Source organism: Streptomyces sp. BE20 (assembly GCF_036322525.1).
Taxonomy (GTDB): domain Bacteria; phylum Actinomycetota; class Actinomycetes; order Streptomycetales; family Streptomycetaceae; genus Kitasatospora.
In genome coordinates, this window is sequence record NZ_JAQYWW010000715.1 from 1 (window position 1) to 9337 (window position 9337).

General features: G+C 72.7%; 6 protein-coding genes and 1 pseudogene. 5 read left to right on the top strand and 2 right to left on the bottom strand.

Going from position 1 to position 9337, the window contains the following annotated elements:
* Positions 1-184, bottom strand: a pseudogene (locus PUR61_RS15960) (beta-xylosidase); the annotation flags it as partial.
* 946 nt (positions 185-1130) lie between these two features.
* On the opposite strand from PUR61_RS15960, the gene PUR61_RS15965 reads away from it, so the two are divergent.
* From PUR61_RS15965 to PUR61_RS15985, 5 genes are all read left to right on the top strand, one after another.
* The gene (locus tag PUR61_RS15965; RefSeq protein ID WP_329879509.1) at positions 1131-1571 is read left to right on the top strand and encodes an SRPBCC family protein; all 441 of its coding nucleotides are present in this window, start codon (positions 1131-1133) and stop codon (positions 1569-1571) included.
* A gap of 110 nt (positions 1572-1681) precedes the next feature.
* Complete coding sequence (locus PUR61_RS15970) at positions 1682-2305, top strand: ABC transporter permease (RefSeq protein ID WP_329879510.1); 624 nt, start codon at positions 1682-1684, stop codon at positions 2303-2305.
* A 436-nt stretch (positions 2306-2741) separates the two neighbouring features.
* Positions 2742-5606 (top strand): ATP-binding protein, encoded by a 2865-nt coding sequence (locus PUR61_RS15975; RefSeq protein ID WP_329879511.1) that lies wholly within the window; start codon positions 2742-2744, stop codon positions 5604-5606.
* A gap of 367 nt (positions 5607-5973) precedes the next feature.
* Positions 5974-7221, top strand: coding sequence for a polysaccharide lyase (locus PUR61_RS15980; protein WP_329879512.1), 1248 nt, complete (start codon positions 5974-5976; stop codon positions 7219-7221).
* 246 nt (positions 7222-7467) lie between these two features.
* A complete protein-coding gene (locus PUR61_RS15985; protein ID WP_329879513.1) occupies positions 7468-8361 on the top strand; it encodes a LysR family transcriptional regulator in 894 nt (297 codons plus the stop codon).
* A 31-nt stretch (positions 8362-8392) separates the two neighbouring features.
* On the opposite strand, the gene PUR61_RS15990 is transcribed toward PUR61_RS15985, so the two are convergent.
* Positions 8393-9337: aldehyde dehydrogenase family protein (locus PUR61_RS15990; RefSeq protein WP_329879514.1), on the bottom strand; the 945-nt coding region annotated here is incomplete at its 5' end.

Genomic DNA, 9337 nt, shown 5'->3' on the forward strand with positions numbered 1-9337 from the left:
AGTAGTACCGACCGACCTTGATCACACCGCCGCCGTGGGCGTGCAGCGGATTGCCCGCGGTGTCCGCGAACTGGGTCCCGTTGACGACGGTCACGGCGGCCGCCTCGGCCTGCCCGGCGCCCTGGACCAGGGAGACGCACACGGCCAGGACGGCACCGCCGACAGCCGTTCTCAAACGCAGCATTTCGACTTTTGCCTTTCGTCGGCCGATGCGCCTGCGGGCCGCCCGCGGGCACGGCGGCGGCGCCGGCCGAGGGGATCGGCCGTACGCCGGGTGGCCGTGCCGGACTGCCGTCCGTCCGAGGCGGCATGCGGGAGGCGGTCGCGGGCGCATCGTGGGTGGGGGGTGGCCCGAATGGCCGGCGACAGCACGTCCGTTGCTGATGTTCGCGCAAACAATCGGGGTGAGGGAGAGTTTTGGAGGGCTGTTCGGTTGTGTCAAGGGTTCTGTCCGATTCGCCGATGAGTGAGCCTTTTGGGCACGGAATCATCACCTCGGCTCTACGCTCCAACTAACCTCCCTCATCGTTTGGTTACTCCATTCACCCGATTCGCGCAGTGTGGTCCGGCCCGATCCTCCGCCCTGTCGTCCTCTGTTGATTTACGTGCTGGTGAGCAGCCGGCAGGACGCGCACACGCAGCGCGGGGGCCGCCGTCGGAGGGGGCGTGGCGGCGGAGTGGGGACGTGCCGACGTACGCGCCGGAGCGGTGCCCGCGCAGGACTGCGGCCTGGCCGGGCGGACAGGAGCGGACAGAATCGGACAGTCATATCCGCTGCCGGGCATGGAGAGTGGACACTGCCCGACGCGAAGCTGTGCGCCATGAACCTTGGACGCACGCAGGACCGGGCAGTCCGTTCCACATCCCGCGCGGGGACCGCACGCGAGGCCCTGGTCGCGGCGCAGCGTACCGCGATGCTCGCCACTTCGCTCGTGAACGTCGCGCTGCCGCAGATCCGTACCGGTGCCGGACTGTCGGACCGGAGACCGGACGGCAGATCGACGCCCACGGTCCGGCGGCCGGGCGGCCGACCCGCTCGGCCGCCGCCGGAGGCGCCCCACCGCTCACCGGCCACCTGATCGAGAACCCCGGCCCACCCGAACCGCCCCGAGAACCGACAAGGACACCCCATGCACGCCATCGACACCACCGCCCCCGTCGTCGTCAGCCTGACGAGGACGATCGACGCCTCCCTCGACACCGTCTGGTCTCTGCACACCGACCTCGACGACTGGCCGGCCTGGAACGCCGGCATCGACCGGGCCCGGCTCGGCGGCCCGCCCTTGGTCGGCGACAGCTTCACCTGGCTCACCCACGGGATGAACATCACCTCCACCATCCGCGAACTCGTCCCCGGCCGGCGGATCGTCTGGGACGGAATCGTCGAGGGCATCGTCGGCATCCATGTGTGGACCTTCGAACAGACCGACGCCGGTGTCGTCGTCCGCACCGAGGAGTTCTGGAGCGGTGACCCCGTCGACCGTGCGGTCGAGGAACTCGCCGCAGCCCTGAGGACCTCCCTGGAGAACTGGCTCGACCACCTCAAGGCGCGCGCCGAACAGCCCGCCTGACACCGCATCACGACACGCCGCGGCGGGCACGGTGACGGCCGGCGAAACCCGGCCCACCACCCTCCTCGACCCGCACACGCATCTGCCAAGCACTCCGGAGGCCATCCACGATGTCCAGCCACACCACCCTCTCGCCGCCCACGTCCCAGGCCCGTCCGACCTCTCGCCCGCGCGACGTCGACAACCGCGCGTCCTACGTCAGCTTCGGACTCGCCTACCTGCTCGGCCACGGCACCGCCGCAGTGTCCGAGGGGGAGGACCCCTTGGTGGACCTGCCCGGCTGGTTGCCGGTGATGCTTCTCGGAAGCGGGCTCGCGGTCGGCGTCGTCTCCGCCACCGCCGCAGCCGTACGGGCCCAGCGCGGCGCGCCGGCGCCGGACGTCCTCGCCGGCAGACTGCTCGGCGCTGCCTGGATCGCGGCCTTCACCGCCCTGGCCCTCGCCGTCACCGGCCTCACCTCCGCGCTCGACACACCGGAGCTCCCGGACGTCCTCTGGCCCACCGGCTCCGGATTCGTCGTCGGCCTGCTCTACCTCGCCGAAGGCGCGGTACGCCGCAACGTGCTGCACTACGCCCTCGGCGTCTGGCTCGCCCTGGTCTCCACCGCGGCACTCTCGCTCCACACCCCCGGGCTCTACTGGGTCCTCACCCTTGCGGGAGGTGGCGCCTACGCCTTCGCCGCGGTCCTCGAACACCGTCGGCTCGCCTGTCCCGGGGGCTCCGCCCTCGGCTGAGCGGAGCGGGCGGGGGCCGACCCGCCCCCGCCCCTCCCTCGCGCCCGGCCCTGCCATGGACAACCGGAGCCCCGGGCGCGCGTCCCGGTCCCGGTCGGCGGCGGTCCGGGGAACGGCAGCGGCCGGTGCGGCCCGCAGCCGGTCCGCCTCGATCCGGCCGCCGTTCCATGCGTGGCGCACGCCAGCCGTGCCCGGTGCGGCGGATGCCCGGCATGCGCGGGTGGGTTGCCACCGTCACCCCCCGGCGAGGGTGGGAATGTCGCGGCTGTCGGCGGTCGTCGTGGTCCCCGCCACGGGCTGTCGAACCCATACGTTCGGGCCGGCCTGCCTGTCGAGGCCCGCCCGGCCGCCACCGCATAGGCTGGTCGTACGGCAGACGGTTGCATCGCCCGGCTCCGGCCCCTCCGGCACGGGCAGCGGCGGATCGGAGCGTGTGGTGGCTTCACGGGGCGCGGAACCGGAACCCGTACAGAGCGGAGCCCGGGCGGGTGATCTGCCCTTCGTCGGACGGGACCGCGAGTTCCGGGCGCTGCTCGGAGCACTGTCGGCGCCGCCGACGGTCGTCCTCGTCGAGGGCGAGGCCGGGATCGGCAAGTCGCGGTTGGTCACCGAGGCGTCCGCGGCCCTCCGGGCGGACGGTGTCACCGTCGTCACCGGCGCGTGCCACCCGCTGCGCGAGCCCCTGCCCTACGGGCCGGTCGTGGATGCCCTGGGCGCGCTCGGCCCGCAGCTCCCCGCGAACGCTGCCATCGACCCCGCCGTGGGCGTGCTCGGACCGCTGCTGCCGGGCCTGGCCGGGCGGCTCCCGCCGACGCCGGTGGAGGTCCCCGGACCGTCGGGGCAGCGCCACCTGGTGGCCGGAGCGGTGCGGGCCCTGCTGGCGGCGGTCGCTCCGGTGGTGCTGGTGGTCGAGGACGTGCACTGGGCGGACGAGGCCACGCAGGAACTGCTGGTCCTGCTGGCGGGCGGGCTGCCGGCGGACACGGCACTGGTGCTCACCTACCGTGGTGAGGACCTTCCGTCGGGCGCGCCGGTCCTGGGGTCGGCGCTGCGGCGTCAACCGGGCACCGCCGGCGCCGAGCTCAGCCTGTTGCCCCTGGGGCGGGAAGCCATGGGGACGCTCGCCCGCTCCGTCCTCGGCCAGGGCGCCACCGCGTCCGTCGTGCACCTCCTGGCCGAACGCAGCGAGGGACTGCCGCTCGTCCTGGAGGAGGACCTGATCACTCTCGCCGGCCGTGATCCGGCCGCGGGCGCCGACGGAGAGACGGAGCTGCGGGTGCCCCGGAGCCTGCGCGAGCTGCTCGCCGCGCGGATCGGCCTGCTCGGGCCGGACGCGACGGCCCTGGTCCGGGGGGCCGCGGTGCTCGCAGTCCCGGGGGGAGCAGGCGTCCTCGGAGCCATCGCGGGTCTGGACGAGGAACGGGCGCACGAGGCACTGCTGGCGGCGCTGGACGCCGCTGTCCTGCGTGAACGAGGGCCGGACGCCTACGGGTTCGGGCACGCGCTGGCCCGGCAGGCGGTGTACGACATGCTCCCGGGGCCGGTGCGCATCCGTGCCCACCGGCGGGTCCTGGCGGTGCTGCGCGAGCAGGACCCGCCGCCGCTCGTCCAGATCGCGCACCACACCCGCGCGCTCGGGGACGACACCTGGATCACCGAGGCCCGCGCGGCGGCGGACCAGGCGGCCGAGGTCGGCGACATCGGCACCGCGGTGACGCTGCTGCGGCAGGTCCTCGACCAGCCGGGGCTCGCCACCGAGCGGCTCGGGGAGACCGCACTGGCGCTCGCGGGCACCGTGCAGTTCAGCATCGACGCACCGGGGTCGGTGAGCACCCTGCGCCGGATCCTCGCCACCCCGGGCCTGCCGTCGGCCGTGGGCGGCGAGATCAGGTCGCACCTGGCCAACGTGCTGCTCAACCAGGCCGGTGACCCGGTCGGCCGGGACGAGATGGAGAAGGCGGCGCTCGAACTGGAGGAGGTCAATCCCGCGCTCGCGGCCAGGAACATGTCCGTGCTGGCCGTCTCCGACACCGGCGCGGCCTCGGCGGAGGAGCGCACGGCCTGGATGGCGCGCGCTCTGCGCCTGCTGGAGCGGACGCCGGACCGGCTGGCCCACGCGGTCGTCCGCGCCAACCAGATCACCCTGCTGCTCGGCTCGGCGGACCCGCGCATCCCCTCCCTCCTCGCCGCGCTGCCGCGGGTCGACGACGACTCGCGGGTGCTGCGGGCCACCGCGATCGCCCTGTCGGGTGCCGCCGAGGCCGCCGTCTTCGTCGGGCTCGACCGGCGGGCGCCGACCTGGAACGAGGAGTCGCTCGCCATCAGCGAGCGCATCCACTTCACCGCGCTGGCGGCCTACGGCGAGTCGTACCGGCTCCTGCTCACCTGGACCGGCGGGCACTGGGAGCGTTGGGACGCGGAGCTGGCGGCCTACCGCGTCAGGTTCCGCGACAGCCCGCTGACCGACACCGGACTGCTGGGAACCGCCCAGGGCGTGATAGCAGCGGCCCGCGGACAGGCGTCACGGGCCGCTGCGCTCTTCGAACGTGTGGTGGCCCACGATCCGACGAGCAGCCTGGCCCTCGGCGCGGCCGCCGGGACGGCCCGGCTCCACCTCGCCCGGGGGGACGCCGGCGCGGCCCGGGCCTCGCTGGCCGGTGCCCTGGACAGCGTGCGTGCCAGGAGGTTGTGGCCCTTCGCCTTCGGAGTTCTGCCGGCGGCCGTCGAGGCCGCCTTGGCGCTCGGCGACCGGACCGGTGCCCGGACGCTGCTGGAGGAACACGCCGACGGCATCCGCGACGGGGAGTGCCCAGGAGCGGAGGCCGAGCAGGACCTGTGCCGCGGCCTGGTGCTCGCCGAGCACGATCCCGGCGCCGCGTTCGAGGCCTTCGACCGGGCCGGCGGTCGCTGGGAGGCCGTCGGCCGGCCGTACGAGGCGGCGCTCGCCGCGGAACGGGCGGCACTGGCCCTGGCCGCCGTTGACCCCTGGGACGGCCGGGCCCGGTTCGGCCGCGTCTTGGCTGCGTTCGACGCGCTCGGCGCGACCAGCGACGGCTCGCGCTGCCGCCGACAGCTGCGGACGCTCGGCCCCGTCCCCACCAACCCGCGGGGGCGCACGGGGTACGGGGACGAGCTGTCACCGCGCGAGCGCGAGGTGGCCGCGCTGCTCGCCGCAGGTGTGGGGAACCGCGACATCGCCGCCGCGCTGTTCGTCTCCCCGCGCACCGCCGAGCACCATGTCGCGGCAGTGTTGCGCAAGTTGAGGACGACCCGGGCCGCACTGCGCGGCAAGGACACCTGAGGCCGCGCGTGTGGCGGGGCGGGGTGGGCCGTGTTGTCGTCCCCGTCCGGTCCGGACGCACGGAGGCGGTGCGGCGGGGTGGGACGGACGTCGGCGATCCACTCGGGTGCGTTCGGCACGGTTGTCGGACCGGTGGCGGGCCGGCTGCCTTCGGCGCGGCCCCGGGTGGCGTAGCGGGAGAAGCGGCCGTCGATAACACGTTGGCAACGGTCCGGGACGGCGAGGCGGGGAGGGCTCTCGTTACTGCCGACCGGCTCTGACCGAACCAGACGTGCGCGAGCGAGCCGGCGTGTGAATCCGCTCCAGCGCTCGTCGTCGACCACCACATCGCAAGAGCGCCGCCACTCCCCAGCTCCAAGGATGGTCCATGTCCCAGCGTCACAGCCGCAGCCGTCTGGCCGGCGTACTTCTGGCTGCCGTACTGGCGGTGGGAGGAGTGTCCGTAGGCCCCACCGCGGCCGCGGAGTCCACCGCCATCCCGTTCGGGGACGGTTTCGAGTCCGGCAACACCAGCGTGTGGCCCCGCAAGGGCATCGACGGCAAGGGCGCGGTGGACGTCGTGGCGGCACCGGGTGGTCACGCCGGCAAGGCCGCCCGGTTCACCATGCCCGACCAGGGAAACTCCTACCGCACCGAGATAGCCACCAGCCGCCTGCCGTACGGCAGCTACCGCTACACCTTCTCCAACTACCTGCCGCAGGACTGGATCTCCTTCGGGGCCCAGACCATCGTGTCCCAGTGGCACGGCGGGGCGGGCACCGCCCCCGCGGTCCTCCTCGCGGTCAAGGCGGACCGGTGGTTGATGCTCGTCAACTGGACAGTGGGCTCGGGGCCCCTGAACGAGATCAGGTACGACCTCGGCCCCGTGCGGCTCGGACACTGGAATCAGTGGTCCTTCGACATCACCTGGTCCACCGAGACCACGCCCGGCTCCATCACCGCCAGGCTCGACGGCGCTCAGGTCGGATCCCACGAGGGCCCCAACAGCTACAGCCAGACCACGAATGCCCCGCACCGCGACACGGTCCCGTACCACAAGATCGGCCTGTACCGGCCGAACTGGAAGGCCGAGAAGGGCTACGTGAACGGCGGGACGCCGCCCGTGGTCATCTACTACGACGACATCTCCATCACCCCCCTCTCCCGGGCCTCCGGCAACCCGACGGCCCTCGCCACATCCCCGCAGCCCGTACCGTCCTCGGCCGTGCCGGCTCCTACCAAGCCGGCCCCCGCCACGTCCCCGGAACCCGTGACGTCGGCCCCGTCCGCCCGGCCCTCGGCATCGGGGTCGGCGGTCGGGACGCCGGCGGCGAAGACGCCCGCCCCGGCCACCGCGACCGGCCCGGCAGTGACCGGGCCGGCGGTGGCCGAACCGGCAGCGACCGGATCGGCAGCGCCCGGACCCACGTCCGGGCCTGCGGACGACGTCCAGGCGGCGACGGATACGGACACGGACACGGACAACGACGTCCGCCCCCTGGCCGAGACCGGCGCCTCCAACCGCACACCGCTCGTCCTCGCCGCCGGTAGCGTGCTGCTCATCGGCGGGCTCCTCCTCCTCTTCCACCGCCGCGCGAGGGCGGCCACCCGCCGGGCCCACCGAAAGGCGCCCTGACCCGGCGCTCCGGCCGGGGTCGCGTTCGTCTCGCGATCCGAGCCCGGCGACCGACGGAGAACGTGACGGCGGGGCCCGTCCGGCGACAAACCGGACGGGCCCCGCCGTCGACGTCCGCGGCCGGTTGGGCCTTGCGTCGGTGCTGGAGTCCGCGTTCGATGGGTGGGTGTGGATTCCTGTTCCGGTGTTGTCCGTTTCGGGCTGGTGTCGGGGGTCTGGTGGCTGCGTGCGGTGGAGGTGTGGCGCATGGTGACGTTGATCCAGTTGGAAGTGTTGGCGAAGGTGATCGAGTCCGGAGGGTTTTCGGGGGCGGCGAAGTCGTTGTTCACCAGTCAGCCGGCGGTGTCGAATCACATGCGGAATCTGGAGCGGTCGCTCGGGGTTCAGCTTGTTCACCGTACGAGTCAGGGTGCCCGGCCCACGTCGGCGGGGGAGATCGTGGTTGAGCACGCTCGCCGGATTTTCGGGGTTCTGGAGGAGTTGGAGCTCGCGGTCGCCGAGTATCGGGGGCTGGGTGCGGGTCGGTTGGTGTTGGCGGGGACGACGACGCTGGGTACGTATCTGTTGCCGTTGTTGGTGTCCGAGTTCGCTTTGCGGGCTCCGAAGGTCTCGTGTGAGATCCGGGTGGGGAACGAGGAGGCGGTGGAGTCGTGGTTGTTGCGGGGTGAGGTCGCGTTGGGGTTGTGTGCCGGTACGCCGAGGGATGAACAGCTTGTCGCGCAGGGCATGTTCGAGGAGGCGATGGTGTTGGTGGCGGAGCCGGGTTCGGCGTTGATCGGTCGGGCTCTGACGCCTGCCGATTTGGCGGATCAGCGGTTCTTGGTGCGTGAGGCCGGTTCCGCGACCCGTCGGCTTCAGGAGTCCGCGTTGCGGATGTGGGGGTTGGAGCGTGCCGAGCAGTGGGACATGTGGGGGACGGACACGTTGAAGCAGGCGGTTTCGCGGGGGCTTGGTCTGGCGGTGGTGTCGGAGCATGTTATTCGTCAGGAGACGGAGGCGGGGATGCTCGCGGCGTTGACGGTTGTGCCGGCTCCGCCGGTGCGGACGGTGTCGTTGGTGAGGCGGTCGGATCGGGTGCTCACGCCGTCGGAGGAGGCGTTCGTGGCGTTGGTGGGTGCTGTCTCGGAGTGGCCCGGGTGACGGCCGGGGCAGGTCGGCGGGGGTCGGGGTGTCAGTATCGGATGCAGGCGGAGCGTAGGTCGGTGTAGAAGTTCCATACGTCCGGGGAGCATTCGGGGGCGCCGAGTTGTGAGGCCTTGGCGCCCATGTGAGGCAGGTGGGAGTAGGCGCCGACGCCGGGGCGGTTGACGTGGAGCATGCCCGCTTGGAAGTCCTGGAGGGCCTGGAACATCAGGGCGGGGTTTCGGGTGAAGACGGTGCCGGACATTCCGTATTTGACGGAGTTGGAGATGCGCATGGCGTCGTCGTAGCCGTCGCATTCGATGACGGACAGGACGGGGCCGAAGACCTCTTCTTGGGCGATCTCGCTGTCCCAGGCGACGTTGGTCAGGATGGTGGGTTCCATGAAGTGGCCGGGGGTGTCGAGGGTTGCCTGGTTGCCGCCGCAGGCGATCGTGGCGCCGGTGTTGACGGCGGTGCGGACGGCGGTGAGGCAGGCTTGTAGGCGTTCTTCGTTGACCACCGGGCCGATGTCCGCCCAGTTCTGGTGGCCGGGGCCGATGCGCATGGCGGAGACCCGGGGCAGGAGGCGCTTGAGGAGTGCGTCGTGGACGGATGTGTCCACGATGAGGCGGCTGGTGGCGCTGCAGCGTTGGCCGCTCTGGCCGAACGCGCCGTGGATGACGGCGTCCGCGGCGGCGTCGAGGTCGGCGTCGGCGAGGACGATGAGCGCGTTCTTGCCGCCCAGTTCGAGCTGGGCGCGCATCAGCCGGCCCGCGCCGGCCCGGTTGATGGCCTGTCCGACCGGCAGGGAGCCGGTGAAGGAGATGCCGGCGACGCGCGGGTCGGAGACCAGGGCCTCGCCGGGGTCGCGGTCGCCCTGGACGAGGTTGAGGACGCCGGCGGGCAGCCCGGCGTCGACGAACGCCTGCACCAGCAGCGCCGAGGTCCAGGGGGTCAGCGGCGAGGGCTTCAGGACGGCCGTGCAACCGGCGAT